The sequence below is a fragment of the Salinimicrobium flavum genome (assembly GCF_042684505.1).
GTDB classification, from domain to species: Bacteria; Bacteroidota; Bacteroidia; order Flavobacteriales; family Flavobacteriaceae; genus Salinimicrobium; species Salinimicrobium flavum.
In genome coordinates this window covers 175,582-201,895 of the sequence record NZ_JBHULT010000008.1, presented here as the reverse complement: position 1 = coordinate 201,895, position 26,314 = coordinate 175,582, and the positions used below count along the sequence as shown (strand labels likewise).

Here is a 26,314-nt window from a genome sequence, read left to right as displayed (position 1 = left end):
ATAAAACAGTAGCATTCCTTACCGAAGTACATTTACAGGTATCAAAGAAGGATAACATGAACAGTGAAGAAAAGGTGATGCAACCTATAGCGGCATCAAAAGGTATGGGGGCGATTTTGGAAAATGACCAGGTGACTTTCAGGGTCTGGGCTCCTCATGCCGACCGTATTTTTGTAGCCGGTGATTTCAATGCCTGGTCAGAAGACGGGCTGGAATTACAAAAAGAAGAGGCAGGTTATTGGGCCGGTGTTACCGATAAGGCCAAAGAAGGGGAGCAATACAAGTATGTGATCTTTAACGGAGAGGACAAGTTTTTTCGAAATGATCCCTATGCACCGGAAGTAACCAACTCAAATGGGAATTCCATCATACGCCGACTGGACTTCGACTGGGAAGGGGATAGTTTTGAACTTCCCTCCTGGAACTCATTGGTGATCTATGAACTGCATGTGGGCACCTTCAACCGAAAACAGGCAGACCAGGTGGGCACCTTTAATGACGTCATCGAAAAATTAGGCTACCTGAAGGAACTGGGGATCAATTGTATAGAATTGTTACCGGCAGCCGAATTTGCCGGGGGCATTTCCTGGGGATATAATTCCGCTCATCCCTTTGCGATAGAACAGGATTACGGAGGACCCGATGGTTTGTACAGCCTGGTAAAAGAGGCTCATAAATATGGAATTGGTATCATCATGGATGTGGTCTATAACCACTTCGGTCCGTCAGATGTAGATCTTTGGCAGTTTGATGGATGGAGTGAAAATGGAAAAGGCGGTATTTATTTCTACAATGACCACAGGAGTGATACCCCGTGGGGAGATACACGCCCCGACTATGGTCGGCCGGAAGTACGGCAGTATTTGAGGGATAATGCCCTGATGTGGATCGAGAAATACCACTGTGACGGACTCAGAATGGATGCTACCTCTTATATAAGGTATGAAGGGGGCGGTCTGGGATTTGATACCGAGATCATTGAAGGCCTTATCCTAATGCGCGACATCAATACTGAAATAAGGAACAAGTACCCTAAAGTACTTACTATAGCCGAAGATCTTAAAGGTCAGGACCTCATTACGAACAGGATAGAAGACGGGGGAATTGGCTATGGAGCGCAATGGGACCTTCATTTTGTACACCCTATAAGAGAGGCTTTGATTAATGCCGAAGATGACGCCAGAGATCTGGAGGCCATTGCAAATGCACTTACCTATCAATATGGCGAGGATGCTTTTTCCCGGGTCATTTACACCGAATCACATGACGAAGTAGCAAACGGAAAGGCCCGCGTCCCCGAAGAGATACATCCCGGGAATGCTGAGAGTGCCTTTGCAAAGAAGAGATCTTTAATAGGCCTGGTACTGGTCATGACGGCACCCGGAATTCCAATGATCTTCCAGGGTCAGGAATTTTTGGAAGACGAATATTTTAAGGATCATGAAGCCCTGGACTGGGGAAAATTTGAGAACATGAAGGGGATCACCCGTCTGGCAGCAGACCTTGTTAAATTAAGGACCGGTGAATTTGGGGCTACTGAAGGCTTGAGAGGCCAGGAAACCGAAATTTTACATCTCAATCAGGAAACAAAGATACTCGCCTATAAGCGCAATAATCCCGGGGAAAATGAGCAGCCGGTGCTTGTGATCATCAATTTTGGCAATAAAGATTACGAGAATTATGGCATTGGAATCGAAACAGATACGGACTGGCAGCTGAGATTCAATAGTGCCTGGAAAGGTTATGACGAGGCTTTTTCCGAATTGCCCGTCGACGGAATGAATACCGAAGAAAAAGTTACGGATGATAAGGCCTGGACAGGACAAGTGAATATACCCGCGTATGGCAGCCAGATCTATACCTTATAAATAAATTTTACGGTAATCGGGGAACACCTCTTTTTCAACAGGTTTTGAAAATCACTCGAACTGACAGCGGTGGTATGCTCAAACTTTAAAACAAATTGAAACGAACGATTCTTCCGTCAGTTCGAGCCTGCCTGGCCGGCAGGCAGGTGAAATTGTACGAGCGAAAGCGAGGACAATTTTGTATCGAGAACAAGGAAGTCGGGTTACGCCTAGGTTCTCGATACATCTTTCCACCTGCGCTGCAGCCGGAAAGCCACTCGAATTGACGGCGACTTTGCAATTCCTGAAAAACCTCAATTTTAACAACGGCTCCCGTCAGTTCGAGTTTTTTCTGCAATGCGAAAGCAGGGCAGAAAAAGTATCGAGAACAAAGGAGTCGCGTCACGCCTCTGTTCTCGATACTTTTTGCCTTCGCTCCTGCTCAGCCAAAAAACTCGAACTGACGGCGGAGTTACTTTTTAAATTTCTTCGCCAGGTTTGGCAGTTCCTCATACCTTCCTGCAATTAAGGCTTCCTTTTTAGTCCGGGACCAGTTCTTAATCTGTTTCTCTGAAGCTATTGCATGATTAATATCCGTGAACTCCGCATAAAAGACTAATTCCACCGGGAGGCGCTGGGCAGTATAACTGTCCGGGTATTTTGCGACGTGATGTTCTGTAATTCGTTTGTCAAGGTTGGAAGTTACACCGGTATAGTAGGTGTCATCAGCGCATCGGAGAATATAGACATAACTTAACTTCATCCATTAAAATTATGCTTTTTCGAGGAATTCCCGCCGGATTGGAATCGCCTCTGTTCTCGATACATCTTTCCACCTGCGCTGCAGCCGGAAAGCCACTTGAACTGACGGCGGTGTTATTCCGGATTCAAAATTTAAAATTCAAGATTGATGTAATTTAAAGTTGAAATTTGGTGCTCCAAAAATTACCTCCCAAAAATGCCATTTTTGAATACCCGTCAGTTCGAGTGTTTTCTGAAAATGCGGGAGCATTGAAGAAAATGTATCGAGAACGACGGGTTTACATGCACGTCTGGTTCTCGATACTTCCTGTTCTCGCTCAGGCTCGATCAGGAAACTCGAACTGACGGCGTATTAAACTTTATGCATGATTAAAATAGCAGAGACGAAATCGTCAGTTCGAGTGTCCCGATGGCTATCGGGATGTATCGAGAACGACGTGTGAAAACGAGGGAGAATCGCCTCGGTTCTCGATACTTTTTGCCTTCGCTCCTGCTCAGCCAAAAAACTCGAACTGACGGCGGAATTAATAAAAATAGTATCGAGGAAACAGTTGTTAATATGATTTCTTTACCATTCCTTCTTCATGAGGTTCAGAAGTGTTTTTAATCACAAAATCCACAACACCAAGTACCAGTTCCTCTTCTGTAATTACATCAACTTTCCATTGGCCTTCCCTAAGGTTGTTTTTATAAGTATATCCGCGGAAACCACGATCACGCCCACCGGCAACTTCAAAGCCAAGGTCATCAGTTACTTCCCATTTTCCGGTGTCGGGATTGTACCATTTCCATCTATGAAAAATGGACTTCTTTAAATCTGTAGGTGCAAAAACAGAAGTGAACACATAAACTCTTTGACCTGCCTGACGATGAAATGTGGTGTGATGTTTACGCCAAAATACATACCATGGATTCTTCTCGTAAGTAACGATGTATTCGTTATTTTTTCTATGCACATCATGAGCCACCAACCCGGTATCCATAGCCAGTGGCACCGGTGGAATAAGATTGAAATAGTAAAAAACATTAATTGTTATATAGATAGTAAGGATAAGACTGATTAGTTTTTTAAGACTTATCTCAGCTCTTGTGCCTGGGCTTGACCTGTAAATAAACGTGATGAGTGCCAGCGTACACCCCAAACTTACAAGTCCCGAAATGATAAAAATAAAGGTATTCATTTCCCTGATCAGCGTGGGAATCATAAAGGCGAAAAAGGTAAAACTTATAAAAAAATAAACACTAAACTGAAGGTATTTATTGGAGATTTTCTTTTTAAGAAACTCGTTTGCAAATAAGAGCAGAACCAGCAGTATGAAAAAAAACATGGTTTTTGACATGGACACACTTCTGAAAAAATAGATAACAAAAACACTGGAGAGGGCGCCAAAGAAAAACTGTATGAGTAGGGGAAAATATTCGGAATAACGTCTGATAAAAGTACCTTCCCACTTGTCATTATCCACGGTATTATATAAATAAAGCGTTATGGATAATAAGGTCATATGCGAGCAAAGTACCACCGTATCATAAACACGATCTATTCGCCCTAAGGTCCACGTATCAAAAATAAAACCACCCATAAAAAAAAGAATGGAAGCGTACTTTTGATTGCGAATAACATACGTTCCAAAAACACTTTTTCTATATCTTACTAAAGCTCTTCTCATAATATATTGAGCGCCAAATGTAGGGTAAAAACTTCATCTGGATATTTGCTTTGACTTTAATGCCGGAGAGCTTATGAAATAAAGCGGAATTAGGATCTTATCGAATATTTCAACGGAAGGGAATTAAATATTTATTGTTCATTGTTATTCGATGCTTCAAAAAAAAGGCATGGATACACCGATAATTTTTTAGCTATTAGCTGTTGGCTTTTAGCTATTGCTGTTAGCCTTAATCCAATGAGATTTAGAACCTTGCCTGCCGGCAGGCAGGTTTGACATTTGGTGGTTTTATTATACCGTCCCCTGCTTTCTGCCCACTTTTGAAAATTAAAATTTGGTGATTCACCCATTGCAGGTTCCAGATTTTAATCCATTACTTTTGAGTGATGATCCAGTTTCTATCTGTTAAATGACAAAAGACAAAAAAATAAAGAAACCCTGGCCAACCAAGGATGCCATGGCGCAGATCTATGAAAGAAAATTGTGGGGAGGAAAGCAATATGAATTCTACTCTGGTTTAGGCTCACATCATCCTGAGACAGTAGATGCATACATAGCTGTGGTATCTGCTTTTCTCAAATATTTTGCAACTCCGCCGGTAATTTGCGATCTGGGGTGTGGGGATTTTAATATTGGGAAAGAACTCCTTAAGTACTCCAAAAAGTATATCGCTGTAGACATAGTTCCGGATCTTATCTCGCATAATAAAAAAGAATTCAAAATAGATAATTTAGAATTCCATGCTTTAGACATTGCAACAGATGATCTGCCTTCGGGAGATTGCGCGATTCTACGGCAGGTGTTACAACATTTATCGAATGAGGAAATACAAAGCGTGGTAGAAAAATTATACGATTTTAAGTATATAATTCTAACCGAGCACTTACCGGAAGGAGATTTTGAACCCAATAAGGATATTATCTCGGGTCAGGGAATCAGGCTAAAAAAACAAAGTGGCGTAAAGCTTTCCGCATCACCGTTTCACTTTAAGGTCAAAGAAGAAAAACAGTTATTATCTGTTCCGGCTCCGGGGTTTAAAGGAGTTTTGGTAACCACTATGTATAAGCTAAGGTAGGTTTGTGGTTTGGGTTTTAGGTGCTTCAAAGATTTGCCTCTTAAAAAATGCTATTTTTAAAACCTGTTGTAATTTACAGGTTATGCAAGCAAAGGCTATAAAGGGTTTCACGTCCATATTTCTCTTACTTTTACTAATCATTATGGGATGTGGCCCCCGACTGCCCAAAAAAGCCCTGGAAAGGACAAAGCAGGTTAAAATATCGTACGGAAAAACAGATTCTGAATTAAATATTGCTTTGACCAACTTATTAAAGTGCCCCACCCGAATTATAATTAATTCCTCTAAAGATCTCCCCTGGAAAATAATACAACTAAAACCACAACAAGATACAGTCCTCAATATAACCTGGAGGGAAGCAATTCCTGAAATTTCTTTTGGTGCAGAATATGGTGATCCGTCTATCCCGGTAAAAGATGTACCTATAGAATTTCCTGTTTCCAGAAAGCGTGACATCAGGATCCTGCAGGGCTACTATGGGAGCCTCAGCCACCACCAGGATATGTCCAAATTTGCTTTGGATTTTTCCCTCCCGGTGGGAGATACGCTTTACGCTGCTACATCAGGATATGTAGTGGAGGTGGTGGAAGGCTATAAGGACGGAGCTAACGAAGAAAGCTGGATTGAATTCGGAAATAAAATTTTGTTCTATAATTCTGCAAGCAACCGTTTTTTCCTCTATTCTCATCTTGTTCAGAAGGGAAGTTTTGTGAGCCCGGGAGAATATATTGAAGCAGGGCAGCCTATCGGTCTTTCTGGAAATACCGGCTACTCAAGTAAACCTCATCTTCATTTTGCTGTTTTAATTGCAGACAAACTCCCAGGCGGTCTCACCTCAGTTCCTTTTGATTTTGTTGGTGGTTATAAAGGGGAGCAGTTTAGAACGAATAGTGTGCTCCCAAAACAGTGATACAAGTTACGTTATACTATAACACCTGAAAATACAAAGTCCGCCCCGCCTGTCGGCGTTGCGTTTTTTTGTTTTCCTCCAAAGCTTTGAGCAAGCTCAGCTTTTGCGGATGATAAATCCCTATGGAGTATTGGATTCCAGTTTTGGAATTTGGTGCTTGTAATTTGGAATTTTTTTCCGGATTAGCTCCGCTGTTCCTGAGAAAGTCCCCACCTGAAAATACAAAGTCCGCCCCGCCTGTCGGCGTTGCGTTTTTTGGTTTTCCTCCAAAGCTTTGAGCAAGCTCAGCTTTTGCGGATGATAAATCCCTATGGAGTATTTTATTCCAGCTTTGGAATTTGGTGCTTGTAATTTGGAGTTTTTTTCCGGATTAGCTCCGCTGTTCCTGAGAAAGTCCCCACCTGAAAATACAAAGTCCGCCCCGCCTGTCGGCGTTGCGTTTTTTGGTTTTCCTCCAAAGCTTTGAGCAAGCTCAGCTTTTGCGTAAAACAAAAAAATCCGCAGCTTTCGCTGCGGACTTTCTGCTTTAAGTGACCTCGACAGGATTCAAACCTGTAACCTTCTGAGCCGTAATCAGATGCGCTATTCAGTTGCGCCACGAGGCCTAATATTACTTTTTCGCCACCTTCTTCCGGCAGCTGTTTTTAAAAATTTTTCTCGCTCTCTTGCTTGATGTATGGTTGGAAATTCTTCATGATAAACAATTTTCCACGGGACAAAAGGCTTAGTCGAACTATTTCTTCCAGTATTGTGCTGGTAAAGTCGTTTTTCTAAATCTGTTGTCATTCCAATATAAGAACGATCAAAATTCAAACTGTAAAGAACGTAAACGAAATACATTAATTAATAAGTAAAATCGCTATTCAGTTGCTCCCCGCCCGTACCGAACGGTACGTTCGGGCGGGCACGAGGCCTAATATTACTTTTTCGCCACTTTATCGAACCGAAGGTTCGTTCAAAAATATCAGCGGGCCTGCCCGCCGAAGGAAAAGGTTTCAACCTTTTTCCGTAGGCGGGTGCAAATATAACCTATTTTATAAAAAACAAAAACATATTCCTTAGAAAATAAAATACCGTTTACTCCACCACCATAGGCTTCAGAACTTCCCACACATTTCCGGCTACAATGCGGTGTCCTTCAACGGTTGGATGAATACCGTCTCCCTGGTTAAGTTCGGGTTCGCCTGCTACGCCTTCCAGCAGAAAAGGGATCATTTCTATCTGGTTCTGCTCTGCCAGTTCGGGAAAGATGGCCTGGAACTCTGCCGTATATTCCGGACCCATATTGGGTGGGATCTGCATCCCGGTGAGTAAAATGCGGGTTTGGGGATCTTTTTCTTTTACCGTATCAATTATTTCCTGCAGGTTCTTTCGGGTCTCTTCCAGCGGAATTCCGCGCAGACCGTCATTGGCCCCCAACTCGAGTACAAAGATATCCACCTCCTGGTTCAGTACCCAACTCACCCTGTTCTTTCCGCTGGCGGTGGTCTCACCGCTTAAGCCGGCATTCACCACCTCATATTCCAAATTAAGGGAATCAAGCTTTTGTTGTATGACTGCAGGAAAGGCTTCATTGGGATCAAGACCCAGGCCGGCGGTGAGGCTGTCCCCAAAGAAAAGGATGACCTTGCCGGTTCTTTTTTCTTCTTGCTGCTCCTCAGAAACCTCTTCTGCAGCAGATTTCTCCGTCTCCTGTTTTTTCTCCCCGCAGGAGATCATAAAAGCCAGCAAAAGTAGTGGCAACAGTCGGGTAAAGTTTATCATTGGGTTGGGCCTCATATTCAAAATCATTTCGTTATTTTTCTTTTTCAAAAGATAAGAAAGAAAGATGGCAAAGATATTAAACGTGGAACATTTAGAGAAAAGCTATTCCAGTGGCTCCAAAACATTAAAAGTGCTGCAGGATATTAGTTTTAGTGTAGAAGAACGGGAAACCTTTGCCATAGTGGGTCCTTCGGGTAGCGGAAAAACGACCTTGCTGGGACTTTGCGCCGGACTTGACCGCCCGGATTCGGGAAATATAACCTTATGCGGAACCGAGCTTAATTCCCTTAACGAAGATGAACGTGCGGTACTGAGAAACCAAAAGGTAGGTTTCATTTTCCAGGATTTCCAGTTGCTCCCAACACTCACAGCCCTTGAGAACGTAAGCGTGCCCCTGGAGTTACAGGGGGTGAAAAGCGCCTCCAAAACGGCCCGGGAACTGCTGGGAAAAGTAGGCCTGGCAGACCGTCTGGACCATTATCCTTCCCAGCTATCGGGAGGGGAACAGCAAAGGGTGGCAGTGGCAAGGGCTTTTTCCAATGGTCCTTCTTTGCTTTTTGCCGATGAACCTACCGGAAACCTTGATGCCGAAACCGGTGAAAAGGTGGAACGCCTGCTGTTTGACCTGAACAAGGAACTTGGTACCACCCTGGTGATCGTGACCCACGATATTGACCTTGCGCGGAGAACCCAGAAGATCCTCAGACTCAAAGGAGGAAAGATCGTGGCAAAAGATATTTCTGCGTCATGGTAAGAGAAAAGGAAATTTCTTCAAAAGCTTCTTTTTTCTGGTTGCTTAAGATGGCGTGGCGAGATGGGAAAGCAAGCGGCAGGAAGCTGTCCCTGTTCATGGCATCTATCGTGTTGGGTATCGCTGCCGTAGTCTCTATTCAATCTTTTGGGGAAAACCTGGAAGACAATATTGCCATACAGTCAAAATCCCTGATGGGGGCAGATTTCACTATTGACAGTGACAGTCCGCCCAACGAGCAGGTACAGCAGATCATCGATTCCCTTGGGGGAGCAGATGCCCGGGAGATAAATTTCGCTTCTATGGCTGCTTTTCCCAAAGACGGGGCTACCAAGCTCGTGCAGGTGAGAGGGATAGAAGGTGGTTTCCCCTTCTATGGGAAAATGGAAACCACCCCGCCGACGGCTGCAGAACAATTCCGCAGGGGTGATGTAGCCCTGGTAGACGCCACGGTCATGGCACAGCTGGGGGTGCAGCCGGGAGACAGTATTAAAGTGGGCGCTGTAACCTTGCCGGTTGCGGGGGCATTAAAGTCTATCCCCGGCAGTACGGCAATTTTCAGTTCTGTGGCTCCTCCGGTGGTCATACCTTACAGCTACATTGCCGAAAGCGGACTCGTACAAAAGGGCAGCCGGATTGACTACGAATTCTATTTTGTAGCTGCCCCGGGTACAAATATGGAGGAGCTTGATGAAAAGCTTGATCCTGTCCTCGACGAGAACGACGCCGACCTAGATACACATACCTCTACCAGTGAGCGACTTGGGCGCCGGTATGAGAACTTCGGAAAATTCCTGAACCTGGTGGCTTTTATCGCCTTGTTGCTGGGATGTGTGGGGATAGCCAGTGCCATTCATATCTACATAAGAGGGAAACTTCGCGCCGTGGCCGTATTGAAATGCCTGGGTGCCACCCGGCGACAAACCTTTTTGATCTTCCTGTTGCAGATCGCGGTAATAGGATTTCTGGGAGGGGTCGCCGGGACAGTATTAGGTCTCGTTTTACAGCAGCTTTTTCCTTATGTGCTGGGAGATCTCCTGCCTCTGGAAGTGGATATTACCTTTTCGCTGCAGGCGATACTGATGGGGCTGCTGCTGGGCGTCACCATGTCTGTACTTTTTGCACTTTATCCTTTGATAGGGACCCTCTACGTTTCCCCGTTGCAAGCCCTGCGTGTGCAGGAAAAAAACGCGTCCCGCTCCAGAATGTCAGCGGTAATGGTATCGTTGGGAGTGTTTCTGTTTATTTTCCTCTTTTCCTTTTGGCTTTTGAAGGACCTAAAATATTCGCTTGCCTTCGTGGGCGGGCTAATCGTCACTTTTTCCATTCTCGCAGGTATCGGGCAGTTGTTTATGAACCTAATCCGGCGATTCTTTCCCACCTCCTGGGGTTTTGTTGCGCGGCAGAGCCTGCGTAATCTTTTCAGGCCACAGAACCAAACCCTCACCCTGGTACTCGCTATAGGAGTGGGTACTTTTCTCATCAGCACCTTGTATTTCACGAAGGACCTGCTCCTTGCGCAGGCTGCCATAGAAGGCAGTGAAGACAGTCCCAATATCATCCTGCTTGATGTGCAGACAGAGCAGGAGGAGGGAGTGTCTTCGGTTATCACCCAACAAGGTTTTCCGGTGATCAACAATATTCCCATCGTAACCATGCGGGTACAAAGTATTAAAGACATTCCTGTAAATGAACTAAGGCTGGATACTACGTCAGGAATCAATAACTGGGTGCTTAACCATGAATTCAGGGTTACCTACCGTGATTCCCTTATTGCTTCTGAAATTCTGGAGGAAGGGCAGTTAGCATCAGCGGCAGAACAACAGGAAGCTGTGCCCATCTCGGTTAGCCGGGATTTCGCAGAGAATGCAAAGGTAGGGCTGGGTGACAAACTAAGTTTTAACGTACAGGGGGTGGTAATGCCCACCGTTGTAAAAAGCATCAGGCAGGTGGATTGGGCGAGAATGCAGTTGAATTTTTCCATTGTATTTCCTGTAGGGGTGCTTGAAGATGCCCCGCAATTCCGAGTTTTGACCACCAAAGTTCCCAATGAAGAGGCTTCCGCAGGTCTTCAGCGGGAGCTGGTAAGGCAATTTCCCAACATTTCTGTGATAGACCTGAGGCAGGTGCTTATGGTGATAGAAGATATCCTTGGCAAGATCTCCTGGCTCATTAATTTCATGGCATTTTTCAGCATACTTACCGGTATCATAGTGCTGCTGGGGGCGGTAAGGACCAGTAAATATCAGCGTATAAGGGAAAGTGTTCTTTTAAGAACGATTGGGGCCCGTAACAGCCAGATCCTGAAGATCACCGCCCTGGAATATCTGTATCTGGGGGTGCTGGGCAGTTTATCGGGAATCCTCCTGTCACTGCTGGCCAGTCAGTTGCTGGCCTGGCTACTCTTCGATACCGGATTCATTCCCTCGTGGGTGCCATTTTTACTGTTGTTCCCCGCAATTACATTGCTGGTTTTATTAATAGGGCTGGCCAACAGTATAAGCGTTATTAAAAGTCCACCGCTGGAGGTGCTTCGGAAAGAGGCGCGATAAAAGAAGAAGACCCTAATGAGGTATTTATCCTGATAAATTTGCAGCTAAGGGAGGAAAAAGGAATTTCCGGAGAAAAAGATGTTGGAAATTCCTTCCTGCTTCACTTATATTTGTTTCATGGCTAAACTAGACGGGTTTATAGCTGATTTCGCCTCTTTTGTTTGGGGACTTCCGCTTTTAATATTGCTTACCGGTGGCGGATTGTATCTGCTGATCCTTTCAAAATTTCTTCCCTACAGGTACCTTAGGCACTCCATTGAGGTGCTGCGGGGTAAATTTGATAACCCCGATGATCCGGGGGAGATAAACCATTTCAGGGCACTTTCAACAGCCCTGGCCTCAACCATAGGGATGGGGAATATTGCCGGGGTAGCGGTCGCCATTGCCATTGGAGGTCCGGGGGCGATGTTCTGGTTATGGGTAAGCGCGGTGATTGGAATGGCCACAAAATTCTTTACCAATACCCTGGCGGTGATGTACCGCGGCAGGGACAGTAAGGGAGATCTTCAGGGCGGGCCTATGTATTTCATCACAGAAGGCCTTGGAAAGAAGTGGTGGATCATGGCCGCTTTCTTCAGTGTGGCGGGCCTTATTGGTGCTCTGCCCGTTTTTAATGTTAACCAGCTTACTCAGGCGATCAATTATATTTTGCTGACCCCAAATGGAGTGGAGGTGGATTTCATGTCCAATCTGGTCATTGGGATAACGCTCGCCGGGATCACCGCCGTGGTGATATGGGGAGGACTGGAGCGCATCAGTAAAACGGTGTCCCGTATGGTGCCGGCAATGGTAGCCCTCTATTTTATTTCAGTAGTCATTATTTTAATTGTGAATTATGAGGTGGTGCCCCATTACTTCGGAATGATCTTTACGGATGCCTTTGCTGCGGAAAATTATTCCGGAGAACCGTTTTTAGGAGGGGTGCTCGGCGGAATTATCATTTTGGGGATCAGACGTGGTGCGTTCTCCAACGAGGCCGGGATAGGAACCGCTCCAATGGCCCACGGCGCCGCAAAAACCACAGAACCGGTAAGGGAAGGGCTGGTCGCCATGCTTGGACCTGCAATAGATACCCTTGTGGTTTGTTCCCTTACGGGAATGGCTATTTTGGTGACGGGGGTTTGGCAAACCACAGATGTGAACGGGGTGAGCCTTACGGCCGCAGCCTTTGATGATTCCATGCCTGTATTTGGGAATTATCTTTTGCTCCTGTGTATAGCGATTTTTAGTATATCCTCTCTTTTCTCCTATTCTTACTACGGAACTAAATGTCTCTCCTTCCTGATAGGTGCTGAAAGGAAGCATTACTACAACTATTTCTACGTGCTGAGTATATTGGTAGGAGCTACCACTTCCCTGAGCATGATGATCAATCTAATCGACGGATTCTTCGCATTGATGGCTATCCCAACCATGACTGCCACTCTTATTATGGCGCCAAGAGTACTGAAAGAGGCAAAGAAATATTTTGCCAAACTGGAAATCTAAGTAAAAGAGATCAGGTGAACTGAACGATACATTTCTCCCGGTGGCTCTTCTCTGCGAGCTCAATTACTTTGATGACATCCCGGGCCTGCCCGGGTTTTACTTCCAGCTCTTCTTCTCCCAGAATAGTTTGGTAAAGGTTGAGGTAGGGGAGAAGGTAATCCCCGGGCGCACTCGCAAGGAATTCCTCTGTATCTATGGTATTGAGTTTCCCCCAACTCTCTTCAGGTTCCATACCCCATTCAGGATCATCTGCGGGTTTTTTACCGGCTTTAAGAGCTTCTTCCTGTACATCTGCCCCATATTTTAGAAAGCTGCCCCGGGTGCCAAAAACACTAAAAGCGGGACCTTTTTCCTTTACCAGCATGCCTCCCTTCAGGCTCACTTTTAGATTGGAATAGAACAACAGGATCTCGAAATTATCGGGAACTTTTGCCCCCTCCCGCTGAATACGGATATCTGCAAAGAGTTCTGTAGGATTTCCGAAAAGGTTGAGGGCCTGGTCTATCAAATGGCTCCCCAGGTCATAAACGATCCCGCTGCCGGGAATGTCGGGATCTTCCTTCCAGCCAACTTTGACAGAGGGTCTGAACCGGTCAAAATGAGCTTCATATTCCACGATGTCTCCCAAAATGTTATGTTCCACCAGCTTTTTCACCGTTCTGAAATCGCTGTCCCATCGGCGGTTGTGGTTGACACTGAGAACGAGGTTCTTCTGTTTCGCCAGTTCGATAAGTTCATTGGCTTCATTCACCGTGGTGGTAAAAGGTTTTTCTACCAGTACATGTTTACCGTTTTCCAGTGCCTGTTTGGCATAACGGTAATGGAGGTGATTAGGGAGAACAATGATCACCAGCTCAATTTCCGGGTCATTACAGATCTCCAAAAATTCATCAACCACTTTGGCCTCAGGAAAATCTATGTTGGCAGCCCGTATATTTTCGGGGTTGGAGGTTAAGATCCTTGTTACTCTAAACTGTGGAAGGCTTGAAATGAGGGGAGCATTGTATATTCTTCCACCGGAGCCGTAACCTACAAGGGCTGTATTGAGGATTCTCATTTTTATTTTTAAGATACCCAAAAATGGGGAAAATTTCAGAATTATTTTAACAGGAGCAGGTCTTCAGACCTTTAAGGGATTATTTCCGAAGCTCACCTTCCCGCATGGCCGCTTTCCGGAAGCCTGAGAATAAAGTGTGCACCTCCTTTAGTTGCATGATCTGCCTAAGTTGGTCTGCCAGTAAAGGCTTTCGGCAAAAACCTATTACATGGTTGAATTCCTTTGACCGCATATGGTCTTCTTTATTAATGGAGGAGGTGACCAGGATCACAAAGATTCCAGAAGAAAGATTTTCATTTTTTAAAGCCGTGAGAAATTCCCAGCCATTGAGCACAGGCATGTGAATATCAAGCAGGATCAAAAAATTATTCTCTTCAGAATCCTTCTTTTTGAGATAGTCAAGCGCAGTTCTCCCATTCCTGAACAAAAGGGGTGGTAGGGGCATCATGGTCACTTTCAGCTGATTCTTGTGTAGCAGCGACACAACGGGGTCATCATCAACGATTAGGACCTCAAATGATTTTTTCTCACTATGATCAGGCATTGATCTCTTCTGTTTTGCCAACGATGTTCTTGATGATACCGTCTAGTTCATCGGCAGAATTATGAATGTGGTAAAGAACCTGTTCCCTTGTCATATCTTCAAAATACTCATTTTCCAGCAGGTGCAGTAAACCTTTAATGCGTGCCAAAGGGGCGCGTACTACGTGAGACTGCTCCCACGCGATCTCTTTAAGTACCGTGTTTTGTTTTTTGATCTTCCTTATCAGCTTTCTGGAATGGGTAACATCGAGCACGGCTCCAACCATACGTGTTGCCTTGCCTTCATTGTCTCTTATGATATAGCCACGGTCGTTAACGAAAGCAACACTACCGTCTGCCTTGATGATCCTGTATTCCAGTTTCCATTTTTCCTGGTCTTTGTTAGCTATAGCCCTGTTCAGGGAATTAACTACTTTTTCCTGGTCTTTTGGATCAACTTTGGTAAGCCAGAAGGAATGAACCGAGGTGGCATCATTGGTATCATAGCCAAAAATGTTCTTGTAACCTTTGCTTCTGGTAACAGAATCTGTCGCGATATCCCAGTCCCAGATCATCTCATTGGTGGCCTTCATGGCCATTTTGAAGCGTTTATTGGCGATCTTTAGAGCCTCTTTTTTGGCGTTAATATCAGAAATATCGCTGGTTGCCCCAATTAAACGTTTGGGTTTTCCATTGGCATCCCTTATGATATACCCTTTATCTACCACCTGGGCATAAGTGCCGTCAGCTCTTCGGAAACGGTACTCGGTCTTAATGTGATTCTCTGAAGGGTCCTCAAATATATAAGCCAGCTTACGTTTTTCAACGAGAAGGTCATCTGGATGAATGTGATCCCGCCAAAAGTTGCGTTTAGTAACCACTTCTGAAGGATAACCGAAGAATTCCCTTGAACTTCTGTGAAAACGGGTTACCTCGTCCTTTTCCAGGTCCCAGTCATAGATAAGGTCCTGGGTGGCCGTAGCAGCCAGTTGATAGCGCTCATTGATATGTTCTATCTCCCGGGCCTGTTCCACTATCGTAGTAATATCGCGTGAATTGGCCACTATACCATTTACAGCCGTATCGTTGAGTAAATTAGTAGCCGTGGTCTGTACCCAACGGTAGTCTCCTTTGCTATTCCTGAAGCGGAATGGAGATATTTTAACCTGTTTGGTATTCTCCAGTGCTAAAAATTGCTCCCGTACCCGTTCCCAGTCTTCCGGGTGAATGAATTGTGAAGCATTTTTCCCGATAAGTTCAGAAGGTTCAAGCCCCAGAACAGATTTATAGTTCTCGCTTAAAAAAGAGTAATTCCCTTCCAGGTCAAGGATCCCTATGAGGTCAGAGCCTTCCTGCACCAGGGCACGGAACTTTTGCTCACTCAGGATCAATTCCTCTTCCCTTTTCTTCACCTTGTCAAGTGCAATTTCTTTTTCGAACGCATTTGTAAGGTTGTGGGTTAAACTTTGAAGAAAGGTCACTTCCTCATTCTTCCAGCAGCGTTCTTTTTTACAATCATCAAAACCTACAAAACCAAAAAGCTGTTCTTCCACAAAAATGGGCAGCAATAACATAGATTTGATCTCCTGTTCAATGAAGATCTGTTTCATTTGCCCTTCAGAAAGTTCACTCAGAACGGCTGAAAAAGGTAGGTTCCGGGTGAGGGGAGCGGTGATCTCCTCCACTCGTTTTATAGGCATATTCTGCAATTCGGGATTGTCTAGTTGTACACTTGCCCGGTCACTGCACCATTCTACTTTTTGACTTATAAGTATCTCTCCCGTTTCAGGGTCCTTGTCTGCCCCAAAATAATACATTCTGTCTGCCTCAACAGTTTTGGCAATGATCGCAAAAGTTTCATGTAAGGCCTTGTCATCGAGGTCATTTTCAAGAAGGGAACTTATAAAGGCGGCATTGACCTCCAGGAACCGACTTTTTTCAACAATAACTTTTTCAGATTCCCTAAGTCCCGAAACATCCTTGGCGATCCCGTGTACTTCGGTGACCTTCCCCTCAAGATGCATGGGCATTAAAAGCACTCTTAAGACCCTGGCTGCACCTTGTGAAGAAATGAAATCTGCTTCAAAAGAGGTAATACTGCCCCGGGTGGCTTTTAAAAAATGGGTCCTTACCATCTCCTTGTGATGGGGTGCGAAAAAAGGCAGGAGATCCATACCAATAATTTCTTCCAGAGGAATATCTGCCAGTGTGGCCAGGCCTTCATTGGAATGCAGGATCTTTCCTTTGAGGTCCAGACGATACAAGCCGTCAGGATTCTCTCTAATAAAATTTTTGTATTGCTGCCTGTTGATACTAAGCTCTTCCTGTATTTCTTTTTCCTTTTTCTCAAATAAGGTTTCGAGGGTTATGTCGCGGATGGTGTGTAGTATAAGTTTTACCCGGCCGTTTTCATCCCTGAGCGGAATGTTCTGGGTGTTCCAATAACGCTCTTCGAATTGATCTGTACCCCATATGGGAATATCATACCTAAAGCACTCCAGCACATCCTTCTCTGCAGATTCCATAACTTTATTAAGGGATTCCAGGAGTTTGTGATGGCCGTGGTCCGGCTGCTGCGGATTGGCGGGAAATGCTTCTTCACTACTTTTTTTGTAAAGATCCTGTGGACGTGTACCGGTTAATTCACAGTAAGCCTCGTTGGCATCAAGAATTCGAAACACCCTGTTTTCCTCCGGTTCCAAAACCACGCAGGGAACAGGTATTTCCGCAAAGATTTCTTTCCAGTATTCAGTCATAGATCCATCTTGCCTTCATTTCCTGGTCAGATTCAGCTGAAACAGGATAAAAAACAAATCTTAATGATTTGTTAAATAAAAGATAAAGATATTATAATTTATCGGTTTTCAAAATTATAAATTATTTCTAAGGTGCTGATAATCGGAAAAATATGTGTTTTATCGTATAGAAATTAAATAAATGTAAAATATTTCTTACATACTGGATTAATTCAGCGGCACCAACACCACCGGAACCTTTAGATCCTCCACCAGATCTTGTTCAATGTTCCCTACGAACATTTGATAAAAGAAATTTCTTTTTTGATGACCAACCACCAGAAGATCTACATCCAGCTCCCTTACCTTCTTCTTAATGGTCTTGGCTGTAGGCCCTTCTATTAGAAGACCTTCCACGTCCAGATTTTTTGCTTTAAGGTTTTGAACCAGTTCCTGCACCAGTACACCTTCCTTTTTCCTTTTTTCTACCCTTCTGTCCTGGGCAAATTGAGGACCTGCTTCCAGGCCGAGGAAATCATCGGGATCAGGTTCTGTGACATGGAGGATCCAGATCTTGGAATTGTAAGTTCTGGCAAATTCTTCGGCCTTATTTAAAAGGCGTTCAGCATTCTTCTCAAAATTGATAGCAACAAGGATATTTTTCATGGGGTGGTTAATTAGTCGATTAAAGATATTAAAAAAAGTTCAGGCGGGAAACCTTCCCGGGGGTCACTAAAAAGATCTGGTGCATTTCTGCACCAGATCTGAAACTTATCTAATCTAAAAGGGTCTCATTGAAGAGTTCAAGGATCCTTCGGTATTCATCAGTCCAACTGCTGGGTTCTACGAATCCATGGCCTTCTACAGGATAGACCGCCATTTCCCAATCTTCTTTTCCAAGTTCTATTAATCGCTGCGCAAGCCTTACCACATCCTGGTAATGCACGTTGACATCTGTCATTCCATGGGCGATCAACAGGTTGCCTTCTAATCCTTCCGCGAAATAAATAGGGGAGGACCTTCTGTAGGCTATAGGGTCACTTACCGGTTCGTTCAGGATATTAGATGTGTAGCCGTGATTATAATGCGCCCAGTCTGTCACAGATCTTAAAGCTGCCCCGCTCTTAAAAGTGTCTGCTTCGGTGAACATAGCCATCAGTGTAATGAATCCGCCGTAGCTACCTCCATAGATCCCAATCTTTTCTGCATCTACCCCATGGTCTTTTACCAGGAATTCAGCCCCCGAGACCTGATCTGCGAGATCTTTTCCACCCATATGCCGGTAGATGCCGGTTCGCCAGTCACGCCCGTAACCTGCACTGCCGCGGTAATCAATATCAAGCACGGTATACCCAAGATCTGTTAACAGGTTGTGGAACATGTATTCCCTGAAGTAGCTTGACCACCATTTGTGAACATTTTGAAGATACCCGGCACCGTGGACAAAGATCACTGCGGCTCCGTTCGATGTTTCCGGCGTATACAACCTAGCGGGAACTTCTGCTCCATCTTTACCGGTAAAACTTACCAGCTGCGGATCTCTCCAATCATAAGCCCGAAAATCTTCTGTAGCCCCGGCAGTAAGTTGTTTTGCCTCTGCCTGCTTCGAGGTCCTTTTCAGGTAGAGTTCCCAGGGTTTGTTGCTGTAGGAGTGTCTTATGGCCATATATTTTTCATCTGGCGAAAGTTCAACCTCATTGTTTCCCGTCATGTTAGTTAGTTTTTCCTTTTGCCCCCCGTTAACCGGCATTCTGTAAAAATGTCTTTCCCCGGGATCAACTTCAGAAGAGGTAAAGTACCAGTGCTTTTTATTATTGGAAAGGAAAGGATCGAAGATCTCAAATTCTCCCGAGGTCAAAGCCTGTTTCTTTCCGGTTTCTGTATTTAACAGGTAGAGATGGGAATATCCTGTCTCTTCACTTTGATAGTAAATGGACTTATTGTCGGGCAGCCAACCGAGGGTTCCCTTGCTAAAGGAATATCCTATTCCGGGACCGGCTATCCAGGCTTCATCACGTTGCCTGTCCAGGGATGTGAGTTCTCCGGTTCCCAGATCAAGTTGCGCGATCCACCTGTCTTTGTTGTCATGTGAGCGTACATTGACCACGGCTCTCTCCCCATTGTCAGAAAAGACGGGTCCGGTAACGATCACTTCCCTTTCTTCTTCCTTCCACTCACGGTCAGGATAATCCTTGATATAATTGGGTAGGTCTTTAATACCGGGCAAGGCATTGGTCTGCACCAGGTAAACCGTATCCTTTTTAAGATTGTATATTGCCAGTTCCATTTTTGTGGGTTCACTGCCCACTTTACTCCTGGCCGGGAGATTCACGGTATACCCTGTGGGATCAACATAATTGGGTACGTTGGTATCCGGATTTTCAGCCCTGGTGATGAGGTTGAAAGTAACATACCTGCCATTAGGTGCCACGGCAAGATTGGAAAGCTGTTTTTTTCCGGTATAAAAGGTAAAAGGTTCAGGAGCCTGGGTAAGTTCCCTGTACTTCTCAGTTTCTTCTTTCTTGGTTTCTCTTTCCTGCACTACCTGAAGAAGTTCCAGGTTTTCGGTTTTCAGCCATTCGTCCTGTTCTGATAAGTCTTTGTCTTTGTCCTCTTTCTCATTCCCTCGCCTTATGTTGGTCAATTTTTTGAGCGTTCCATTTCTGAGATCATAGATATAGGCATTATCACTGAACACGAAGCTTATCAGATCTTCATTGGCCAGGAATTTTGGTTCCCTGATCTGTGCACCCAGGTCGAGAATGGTCTTTTCCTTCCTGCTCTTCAGGTCATAAATAAGAAGACTGCCGCTGCGGGTAAAGACCTTCTTTGTTTTTTTATCATTGAAATCGCCTGAAGCAGGGGGTAGTTTTTCCCGGTCTTTCCAGGAAACAGGAACTATCTTTTCCTGATCTTTAATATTGATACGGTACAGGGAATCTGCCGGATTTCTTTCCGGGTTATAATTGAAGTAAATATTTTCGCTATGCGCCCCCCAGGAGATATTGGAAGGAAAGGATCCCATCCATTGGGGGTCTTGCATGATTTTTTCAACACTGAGGTCTGATTGTTGGGCGAAAGCTGGGTAGAGGCCAAGGCAGGCCACGACAAAGAAAAATAAAGTTTTGTTCATGGGAGGAAACCGTTTAAGTAGTGATTCTTAAATAATTTCCGGCAATATAATGAAAACCCATAAACCCGGGATGGTTTGGAGTTGTGCTGTTTAAAGGATCTCGTGGATCTTTTGAGGTTCCTCTCCTGCTTTTCTCACTTCTTTTTCCTTTAGCAGCATTTTAAGGGCTTTCATTTCAGAGATTGTATTGGCAATATGGGCTTTATGCCTTATTAAGATCTCCCTGCAGCCGCCTTCGTTGATCTGACTGAGCGCCTTCTTATACTTTGCAAGGCTGATCTTATAGAGTTTAATACTTTTGCGGACTATCTTCAATTTATCTTCCGGGGCTTTCTCGCTCCATCTATTTTCATAGGAGGCAGGAGACACGGCGGGTTTTACCTCCTGCAACCTGGTAGTTTGCTGTCCTAGTTCAACGGCAAATTGTGAGCGTTTTGAGGCCAGCTTCTGAAAATAATAGCTAAGGGAAACTTCTGAAATGATTTCCGTTGATTTACGGCAATGCCTGGCGACAAGGAAATTGTCGATAAGGAGTTCCTGAAGCTGTTTGGCCCTTTTTATTTGCTCGTTCATTGCTGAAATTTTATTCTTTTCCTTTATCATGGCAGGGGAATATAATATAAGAAAAAATATGGTGTTATTTAATTGCTTTTCAAAGGGTTAACTAAAATTTAGCACATCATCAGGAAGCTGTATAATTCGCTGGTTTTCAGTTAAATATTTATAGTATAATTTCTCTTTTATGAGTTGTGGTTTCATTCTTCTATAGGAGAAAAAAGAAGTCGTCTAAATTTGATTTTTTAGACGACTTCTTTCTTCACAAAAAAGCTGAAAGAGCTATTATTTTATCGCCTTTTTGTTTATTCTGTCTTCTGCCATATCGGTTAAAAGATCATCAGTTTTGTATTCTTCGTCGAGAGTTTTTTTCAACTTGGCCGCAACGTCGTCATGTCCCAGTTCCTGGGCATATCTTACGGCGGTACCATAAGCTGCGATCTCGTAATGTTCTACCCGTTGAGCTTCGGCGATAAGACCCGCATCCCTTACTTCTTTTTCGGCATCTTCTTTAAGGAAGGATTCTGCCTCACTTACAAGTCCTTTCATGGCCTTACAGGTTTCGCCGGTAGGTTTGATCCCAAGTTTTTCGCAGATCTCTTCCAGTCTTTTTACATGGCCTTCAGTCTCTTTGAGATGTTTCTCAAAAGCTTTTTTCAATTTACTGTCATTGGCGCTCTTTTGCATTTTAGGAAGTGCCGCCAGCAATTGGTTTTCTGCACTGTACAAATCCTTCAACTCATGTTCGAACAAATCTTTCAAATTTTTCATAGTTTCCATATTTTTTTGGTTCCATCTAATTTAATTCATCCGGGTCTGTGGAGCAGTTAAATGAGTTCTAAATGTTTGTTGCTGTTTTACTAACAGGGTGTAGGAAGTTTGTATTTTTCCTGCGGAAAATTCTATCTTCGTAACTTAAATTATCCTCCATGTTCAACCTTCAAGATTATATTAGGGATGTACCCGATTTTCCCAAACCCGGTGTCGTTTATAAGGACATAACCCCATTGCTTCAGGATCCTGAAGCAGCCAAAAAAGCGACAGAGATCCTGTTGGAAAAACTTAACGGCCTTAAAATAGATAAGGTAGTGGGTATTGAATCCCGTGGTTTCTTTTTCGCAACCCTACTCGCAGAAAGACTTCATGCAGGTTTTGTTCCTATACGTAAACCCGGAAAACTACCTTATGAAACCTACCGGGAAAATTATTCCCTGGAGTATGGAGAGGATGTACTGGAGATCCATAAAGATGCCATCAAACAAGGAGAGAAAGTACTCATTCATGATGATGTTTTGGCAACGGGGGGTACTGCTGCGGCTGCATGCAGGTTGGTGGAAAAAATGGGAGGGGAGATTGTGCAGTGTAATTTCCTTATGGAACTGGCCTTCTTGCATGGAAAGGACAAATTAAAACCCTACCAGGTGGTATCGCTACTCACAGTAGAATAGCATCAAAGGGAATTTTTGGTCACCCACAATTTCCAGCCAATGATGGCTTTTTGAAATTTGGTGGCTTTGGCCAGGTCGAGTTGTCTTTTGCTGTAGCTGGGCAATATCTTTTTATTGAGTTTTGACAACAGCTTGAAAAATTTCTTTTTCATGAAGGGTTGGTTTCTATCAAAGATAGGAAAATAGTATTCAGTGGTTGGCTGCCAACTAACCTGCAAGGACTTTTTTGGGACCTTGTAGGTTTGGAACAAAAAAAAAGACCTACAAGGATTTAGAAACCTTGCAGGTCAGATGAGCTTTAAACCTTGAACTTTTGAATGGCCGGCGGCCACCCAAAACCGGTATTACTTTTTTGTAATGATTTCAATTACCCCTTTGGAAGCTTTCTCTCCATATTTTGCAGTTGCTTTATCTCCTTTTAGCACAGTTACTGATTCAATATCATTTGGTGCAATTAAATCAGGATCAAAATCCTTGTCCATTATTTTTCCGTCGACCACGTAAAGCCTGTCAATGCATCTGGATCTGCACTTCCTACATCCCGTACAGAAAGCCTGGCGCTTCTCTTCTCCTTTGAATTATCAAATTGCACATTACTAACTCTTATGTTTAAAGGTTTTGACTTTTCTTCTGAAAGTTCGCTGGTGGCCTTAATTTCTTCTTCAGATTTAAGTTCGATTTTGATCACCCCATTTTTAGCACCTTCTCCATACTTCTCAACAGCGTCTGCGTCCTTTAGAATATTGAGACTTTTTATAGTTGAAGGTTCAATAGTATTTACGTCAAAATCCTTTTCCATTACTTCTCCATCAAGGATCACAACCGTATTCATTTGCCTGAAATAATATTTCTGATCCTTTTTATTTCCGGTTTGGAAGGCAATAATTTCATCTGGATCGGAATGAAACTGAATTTTTTGGGATTTAAAACTGGAGGGTGCAGGAGTAGAGTTCTGATTAACTTTTGTTTCAATTCTTAATAGAACAGGAGGAGCATTCTTTTTCACCTGAATATATCTTTGGTTGAAACTCAGTTGTTTGAGATCCATATGTTTAAGCGCTTCTTTGAAATCATCAATAATATTGCTTTCAGAAATAATTATGGCACCATCTTTTGCTTTGCTCCCAAATTCTTCTAAGGCCTCTTTTGGTTTAATGACACTCCAGGTTCCTTTAGTCTCTATATATTTATCTGTAAGCTGGGAGGTTTTGTATTCTTTTCCCGCAATGATGTATAACGGGGAATTTCCCAATCCGGATAATGCACCTTCAGATTTTTCGGGTACAGCAGTTTTGGGAGTCATCACTACTTTCTCTCCATCTGTATAGATCAACAAGGGACTTATCCCGTTAGAGTTATTGAGGGAAAGGTTGCCGGTAGTTCCCGTAGATTTTTTTCTGAAGGAAACCGCCACATTGGTTAGTAATCCTTCAGAAAATTCAAGGTCATCAAATTTTAATTCCACTCCCTGTTTCCCGAAGAGGTTTTCTAATGCCCGAAGCTCTTTCTCTTCTGAATCTTTTGTAACGTAGGCTGAAACTTCCATTTTTGAAATCTTAGGATTTGACCCGCTAATAACTTCCTGGGCTTCTGTCTTTACGTTAAAGCTTAGAATGAAGAAAAACAGGAAAGGCAATAACAAACCTGTCTTCCAAAAACTGGATTTTTGAGTTGTATTTTTATTGAGCATCATAATTCGTTTTTTGATAAAGGATTGATAGAATTGATTGGTAAGGGCCGGACGATAATCGCCTAGAGAGATCTTTAAAAGGGTTTTTTGATATTCTTTTTTTGACACCTCTTCAAGAATAACTTCTTTGTCTGCCAGGTATTCCAGATTTTGAACAAGGCTTTTCCTGTATAGCCAGCTCCACGGATTAAACCATAGCAGGTAAACGCTAAAGCTACTAAGTAGCTGGTCAACCGAATGCCATTGGCGGACGTGTGAGTGCTCGTGCTTCAGGATGATTTCCAATTCGGCCGGGCTATGCTGATCAGGATCAAGCACGATATGCTTAAAAAAGGAAAAAGGTTGGGTGATTCCGGGTTTGTGAATAAGATAATGATCACTTTTTCGAAATGATTTATGCTTAAAGATCAACTTCAGAAGAAAAAAGAGTTCGAGGAGGAACTTCAGGAGGAAAAAGCTGAAGCCAATAAGATAGATCATGCCGGCGATTTGCCACCAGTCGGTCCCTGCTGCTTCGGCCGGCACTGTTGATATTGAGGTGGCCGAGGCATTTTCAAAGAAGATCGGTACAGAAGCTGTATCAACGATAACAGTACGTGTGATCTCAAGAGAGGGCAGGAGTAGAGAGGTTATGATTCCTGCGAGTAAAAAGATGCGATTGGTTTTAAAGTTGGTATCGTCCTTTAGCAGGAAATAATAGCCGGCGTAGAAAAGGCTTATTAATCCTGCACTTTTTAAGAGGTATATGATCAATTCCTGCATTATTTTTTCTTTTCAATGATCTCCAGGATCTCCCGCAGTTCCTGTGCACTTATCTTTTCCTCTTTGGCAAAAAAAGAAACCACATTCTTATAAGAGCTGTCGAAAAAGCGTTTAGTGGCCATATTCATAAACTGCTTTCGGTATTCTTCTTTGGTGATTAAAGGATAATACTGGTGTGTTTTTCCGAAAGCTTTATGGCTCACGTATCCTTTTTCCTCCAGATTCCTGATGATCGTGGAAACGGTATTATAATGCAGACCGGAGTCGGGAATCTCTGCAATGACATCTTTGACAAAAGCAGTCTGCAGTTGCCATAAGATCCTCATGATCTCCTCTTCTTTATTGGTAAGTTTTTCCATGAATATTATTTTTACACGTACTTAAAAACAAACATAACTAAAAAATTCGTTTCACAACTATTTTTCTAGTTATTATGTTCATTTTTCGGTTTAAGGTTTTATTAACCTGCCTAAAAGTGCCGAAATTCCTGCATTAGGTAAGAATCTTTTATCTTCGCAAAAAAAATTGATGAGCATACTATTTATAGTCCTTGGATTTATTTTGTTGGTAGTAGGAGGGGAATTCCTGGTAAGGTCTTCTGTAGCAATCTCCTTTAAATTGAATCTTTCCCGGATGGTAATTGGTCTCACCGTAGTTTCCTTCGCCACTTCGGCCCCCGAATTGCTGGTGAGCCTGCAGGCAGCTCTCGAAGGTTTTTCAGATATTTCCCTGGGGAATATTATAGGCTCAAACATTGCCAATATAGGACTGGTGATGGGTATTACCGCAATGATCTCTCCCTTGTTGGTTGACCGGGATTTTTACAGGTTCAACTGGCCTATTATGATGATCTTCTCCTTTGTACTTTACTTTTTTCTGTCTTCGGGTCTTGTGCTTTCCAGGTGGGAAGGTTTGCTCCTTCTGGGAGGTATTGTTCTTTATCTAATCCTTTTAATACGTCGCGCACGTAAAAAACCAGAAATAGGGGCAGATGAGGTTGATCCCGCCCTGCAGGCAACTTCCACCTTCAAAACAGTGCTTTGGTTGGTTATTGGAGGAGCAGCACTTTGGGGAGGGTCTGAACTTCTGGTAACCGGGGCTGTAGATCTTGCTACCACTATGGGTATAAGTGAAAGGGTGATCTCTGTTACAATGATCGCCATTGGGACCAGTGTGCCCGAACTGGCTGCTTCAGTAATTGCAGCTTTAAAACAGGAAAAGGCGATTTCCATGGGGAACCTGATAGGTTCCAACATTTTTAATATAGCTTCAGTATTGGGGATCACCGCAATAATTCAACCCATACTTGTAAAATCTGAAGCCACCCTTACCAGTGATATCTTCTGGATGATGGGTATTGCTTTTATTCTTATTCCCCTGGCCTTCCTTCCCCGTAGATTCTCCCTGGGCAGATTAAAAGGTCTTTTTCTGTTCGCCGGGTATGCTATTTTTATCAGTTTGGCGTTCATAGGGTGAAAAAATAGGGGGGTATTCTTAAAATAAATTAAAATTTACTGGAAACTACCCTTAAAAAATTGGGGGTGAAATAAAAAAATGTACTTTTGCGCTGTACAAAACCCTCAAACAGCACAA

The 26,314-nt window shown here is 43.6% G+C and carries 24 protein-coding genes and 1 tRNA gene; 8 read left to right on the top strand and 17 right to left on the bottom strand.

Annotation, left to right across the window (positions count from 1 at the left end):
* Nucleotides 1-56 precede the first annotated feature (56 nt).
* Nucleotides 57-1,868, top strand: a complete 1,812-nt coding sequence (locus ACFSTG_RS09105; RefSeq protein WP_380751426.1) for an alpha-amylase family glycosyl hydrolase — start codon at nt 57-59, stop codon at nt 1,866-1,868.
* A 451-nt stretch (nt 1,869-2,319) separates the two neighbouring features.
* Here ACFSTG_RS09105 and ACFSTG_RS09100 read toward each other — a convergent pair whose 3' ends face one another.
* Both ACFSTG_RS09100 and ACFSTG_RS09095 read right to left on the bottom strand, forming a co-directional pair.
* Nucleotides 2,320-2,610 carry a GIY-YIG nuclease family protein gene (locus tag ACFSTG_RS09100; RefSeq protein ID WP_380751423.1) on the bottom strand — a complete coding sequence of 97 codons (291 nt, stop codon included), beginning with the start codon at nt 2,608-2,610 and terminating at the stop codon, nt 2,320-2,322.
* 553 nt (nt 2,611-3,163) lie between these two features.
* On the bottom strand, nt 3,164-4,279 hold the full coding sequence (locus ACFSTG_RS09095) for a DUF2914 domain-containing protein (RefSeq protein WP_380751420.1): 1,116 nt from the start codon (nt 4,277-4,279) through the stop codon (nt 3,164-3,166).
* A gap of 409 nt (nt 4,280-4,688) precedes the next feature.
* On the opposite strand from ACFSTG_RS09095, the gene ACFSTG_RS09090 reads away from it, so the two are divergent.
* Nucleotides 4,689-5,354 (top strand): class I SAM-dependent methyltransferase, encoded by a 666-nt coding sequence (locus ACFSTG_RS09090; RefSeq protein ID WP_380751417.1) that lies wholly within the window; start codon nt 4,689-4,691, stop codon nt 5,352-5,354.
* Between the two features lie 238 nt (nt 5,355-5,592).
* On the top strand, nt 5,593-6,264 hold the full coding sequence (locus ACFSTG_RS09085; RefSeq protein ID WP_380751414.1) for a M23 family metallopeptidase: 672 nt from the start codon (nt 5,593-5,595) through the stop codon (nt 6,262-6,264).
* Nucleotides 6,265-6,384: 120 nt separating this feature from the next.
* On the opposite strand, the gene ACFSTG_RS09080 is transcribed toward ACFSTG_RS09085, so the two are convergent.
* From ACFSTG_RS09080 to ACFSTG_RS09065, 4 genes are all read right to left on the bottom strand, one after another.
* The gene (locus ACFSTG_RS09080) at nt 6,385-6,756 is read right to left on the bottom strand and encodes a hypothetical protein (protein ID WP_380751411.1); all 372 of its coding nucleotides are present in this window, start codon (nt 6,754-6,756) and stop codon (nt 6,385-6,387) included.
* 39 nt (nt 6,757-6,795) lie between these two features.
* A tRNA-Arg gene (locus tag ACFSTG_RS09075) sits at nt 6,796-6,869 on the bottom strand.
* Complete coding sequence (locus tag ACFSTG_RS09070) at nt 6,847-7,104, bottom strand: GIY-YIG nuclease family protein (protein WP_380751408.1); 258 nt, start codon at nt 7,102-7,104, stop codon at nt 6,847-6,849. Before ACFSTG_RS09070 ends, ACFSTG_RS09075 begins: the two co-directional genes overlap by 23 nt.
* A gap of 237 nt (nt 7,105-7,341) precedes the next feature.
* On the bottom strand, nt 7,342-8,028 hold the full coding sequence (locus tag ACFSTG_RS09065; RefSeq protein WP_380751833.1) for an arylesterase: 687 nt from the start codon (nt 8,026-8,028) through the stop codon (nt 7,342-7,344).
* 64 nt (nt 8,029-8,092) lie between these two features.
* On the opposite strand from ACFSTG_RS09065, the gene ACFSTG_RS09060 reads away from it, so the two are divergent.
* The 3 genes from ACFSTG_RS09060 (at nt 8,093) to ACFSTG_RS09050 (ending at nt 12,819) form a co-directional block, all read left to right on the top strand.
* Nucleotides 8,093-8,782, top strand: coding sequence for an ABC transporter ATP-binding protein (locus ACFSTG_RS09060; RefSeq protein WP_380751405.1), 690 nt, complete (start codon nt 8,093-8,095; stop codon nt 8,780-8,782).
* Nucleotides 8,776-11,331 (top strand): ABC transporter permease, encoded by a 2,556-nt coding sequence (locus tag ACFSTG_RS09055; RefSeq protein WP_380751402.1) that lies wholly within the window; start codon nt 8,776-8,778, stop codon nt 11,329-11,331. The genes ACFSTG_RS09060 and ACFSTG_RS09055 overlap by 7 nt, the downstream gene beginning before the upstream one ends.
* Before the next feature lie 117 nt (nt 11,332-11,448).
* A complete protein-coding gene (locus tag ACFSTG_RS09050) occupies nt 11,449-12,819 on the top strand; it encodes an alanine/glycine:cation symporter family protein (protein WP_380751399.1) in 1,371 nt (456 codons plus the stop codon).
* 10 nt (nt 12,820-12,829) lie between these two features.
* Here the strand turns inward: ACFSTG_RS09050 and ACFSTG_RS09045 are convergent, their stop codons facing one another.
* The 7 genes from ACFSTG_RS09045 to ACFSTG_RS09015 form a co-directional block, all read right to left on the bottom strand.
* Nucleotides 12,830-13,876: a Gfo/Idh/MocA family oxidoreductase gene (locus tag ACFSTG_RS09045; protein ID WP_380751396.1), complete on the bottom strand. Its 1,047-nt coding sequence runs from the start codon at nt 13,874-13,876 to the stop codon at nt 12,830-12,832.
* A gap of 79 nt (nt 13,877-13,955) precedes the next feature.
* Nucleotides 13,956-14,420 carry a response regulator gene (locus ACFSTG_RS09040; protein WP_380751393.1) on the bottom strand — a complete coding sequence of 155 codons (465 nt, stop codon included), beginning with the start codon at nt 14,418-14,420 and terminating at the stop codon, nt 13,956-13,958.
* Nucleotides 14,413-17,154, bottom strand: a complete 2,742-nt coding sequence (locus tag ACFSTG_RS09035) for a PAS domain S-box protein (RefSeq protein WP_380751390.1) — start codon at nt 17,152-17,154, stop codon at nt 14,413-14,415. The genes ACFSTG_RS09040 and ACFSTG_RS09035 overlap by 8 nt, the downstream gene beginning before the upstream one ends.
* Nucleotides 17,155-17,361: 207 nt before the next feature.
* Complete coding sequence (locus ACFSTG_RS09030) at nt 17,362-17,799, bottom strand: universal stress protein (protein WP_380751387.1); 438 nt, start codon at nt 17,797-17,799, stop codon at nt 17,362-17,364.
* A gap of 109 nt (nt 17,800-17,908) precedes the next feature.
* Nucleotides 17,909-20,266 (bottom strand): S9 family peptidase, encoded by a 2,358-nt coding sequence (locus ACFSTG_RS09025; protein ID WP_380751384.1) that lies wholly within the window; start codon nt 20,264-20,266, stop codon nt 17,909-17,911.
* A gap of 90 nt (nt 20,267-20,356) precedes the next feature.
* Nucleotides 20,357-20,839, bottom strand: coding sequence for a hypothetical protein (locus tag ACFSTG_RS09020; protein WP_380751381.1), 483 nt, complete (start codon nt 20,837-20,839; stop codon nt 20,357-20,359).
* 267 nt (nt 20,840-21,106) lie between these two features.
* Entirely contained in the window at nt 21,107-21,592 is a 486-nt protein-coding gene (locus ACFSTG_RS09015) for a YciE/YciF ferroxidase family protein (RefSeq protein WP_380751378.1), read from the bottom strand.
* 158 nt (nt 21,593-21,750) lie between these two features.
* Between ACFSTG_RS09015 and ACFSTG_RS09010 the strand changes: the two genes are divergently transcribed.
* Nucleotides 21,751-22,269, top strand: coding sequence for an adenine phosphoribosyltransferase (locus ACFSTG_RS09010; RefSeq protein WP_380751375.1), 519 nt, complete (start codon nt 21,751-21,753; stop codon nt 22,267-22,269).
* A 2-nt stretch (nt 22,270-22,271) separates the two neighbouring features.
* On the opposite strand, the gene ACFSTG_RS09005 is transcribed toward ACFSTG_RS09010, so the two are convergent.
* The 4 genes from ACFSTG_RS09005 to ACFSTG_RS08990 all read right to left on the bottom strand — a co-directional run bounded on the left by ACFSTG_RS09005 (nt 22,272) and on the right by ACFSTG_RS08990 (nt 25,080).
* Nucleotides 22,272-22,421: an SsrA-binding protein gene (locus ACFSTG_RS09005; RefSeq protein ID WP_380751372.1), complete on the bottom strand. Its 150-nt coding sequence runs from the start codon at nt 22,419-22,421 to the stop codon at nt 22,272-22,274.
* Nucleotides 22,422-22,613: 192 nt separating this feature from the next.
* Complete coding sequence (locus tag ACFSTG_RS09000) at nt 22,614-22,751, bottom strand: hypothetical protein (RefSeq protein ID WP_380751369.1); 138 nt, start codon at nt 22,749-22,751, stop codon at nt 22,614-22,616.
* The gene (locus tag ACFSTG_RS08995; protein ID WP_380751366.1) at nt 22,751-24,721 is read right to left on the bottom strand and encodes a M56 family metallopeptidase; all 1,971 of its coding nucleotides are present in this window, start codon (nt 24,719-24,721) and stop codon (nt 22,751-22,753) included. Before ACFSTG_RS08995 ends, ACFSTG_RS09000 begins: the two co-directional genes overlap by 1 nt.
* Nucleotides 24,721-25,080: a BlaI/MecI/CopY family transcriptional regulator gene (locus ACFSTG_RS08990; RefSeq protein WP_380751363.1), complete on the bottom strand. Its 360-nt coding sequence runs from the start codon at nt 25,078-25,080 to the stop codon at nt 24,721-24,723. Before ACFSTG_RS08990 ends, ACFSTG_RS08995 begins: the two co-directional genes overlap by 1 nt.
* Nucleotides 25,081-25,249: 169 nt before the next feature.
* On the opposite strand from ACFSTG_RS08990, the gene ACFSTG_RS08985 reads away from it, so the two are divergent.
* Complete coding sequence (locus ACFSTG_RS08985) at nt 25,250-26,197, top strand: calcium/sodium antiporter (RefSeq protein WP_380751359.1); 948 nt, start codon at nt 25,250-25,252, stop codon at nt 26,195-26,197.
* Nucleotides 26,198-26,314: the final 117 nt, after the last annotated feature.